Genomic DNA, 859 nt, shown 5'->3' on the forward strand with positions numbered 1-859 from the left:
TCGATCCGGCCCTGCTGGAGCGGGCGCTGGCGGCCCTGGCCGCCCATCACGACGCCCTGCGCCTGGTCTTCGCCGCCGACGGCAGCGACGGCACGGCGCGGCATCTGGCGCCCGAGGCGGTGCCGCCGCTGCTGTGGCACCGCTCCGCCGCCGATGCAGCGGCGCAGGAGCGGCTGTGCGAGGAGGCGCAGCGCAGCCTGGACCTCGGGCAGGGCCCGCTGCTGCGCGCCCTGCTGGTGGAGCGCGCGGACGATGATGGCGGCCAGCGCCTGCTGCTGGCGATCCACCATCTGGTGGTGGACGGGGTGTCGTGGCGGGTCCTGCTGGAGGACCTGCAGCTGGCCTGCAGCCAACTGGAACGGGGCGAGCCGGTGGTCTTGCCGGCCAAGACCGCGTCCTTCCAATCCTGGGGCGAGGCCCTGCACCGCCATGCGGAGAGCGCTGCGTTGAAGGCAGAGCTGTCCTGGTGGCGCGACAGCCTGACCGGGGCGCCAGTCGGGCTGCCCGGCGTGGTGGAGCCGGTTTCCCCCGAGGCGCTGACGGTGGCGCGGTCGGNAGCCGGTTTCCCCCGAGGCGCTGACGGTGGCGCGGTCGGCGGTTGCGCGGACGCGGCTGGATGCGGGCTGGACGAAGCGCCTGCTGTCGTCGGCGCCGGCGGCCTATCGGACGCGGGTGAACGACCTGCTGCTGACGGGGCTGGCGCGGGTGCTGTGCCGCTGGAGCGGCGCGGCGTCGGCGCTGGTCCAGCTGGAGGGGCATGGCCGCGAGGAGCTGGTTGCCGGGGCCGGAGCCGGAATGGACCTCAGCCGCAGCGTCGGCTGGTTCACCACCGCCTATCCGGTGCATCTGCGCCCCGGCG

The 859-nt window shown here is 75.1% G+C and carries 1 protein-coding gene and 1 pseudogene; both read left to right on the forward strand.

Annotated elements, in window-relative coordinates:
- Positions 1–62: 62 nt before the first annotated feature.
- Positions 63–452: pseudogene (locus JHL17_RS37935) on the forward strand (condensation domain-containing protein); the annotation flags it as partial.
- A 130-nt stretch (positions 453–582) separates the two neighbouring features.
- The coding region (locus JHL17_RS37940) for a condensation domain-containing protein (RefSeq protein WP_425599574.1) at positions 583–859 on the forward strand (277 nt) is incomplete at its 3' end.

The sequence above is a fragment of the Azospirillum endophyticum genome, assembly GCF_016595245.1.
GTDB lineage: Bacteria > Pseudomonadota > Alphaproteobacteria > Azospirillales > Azospirillaceae > Azospirillum > Azospirillum endophyticum.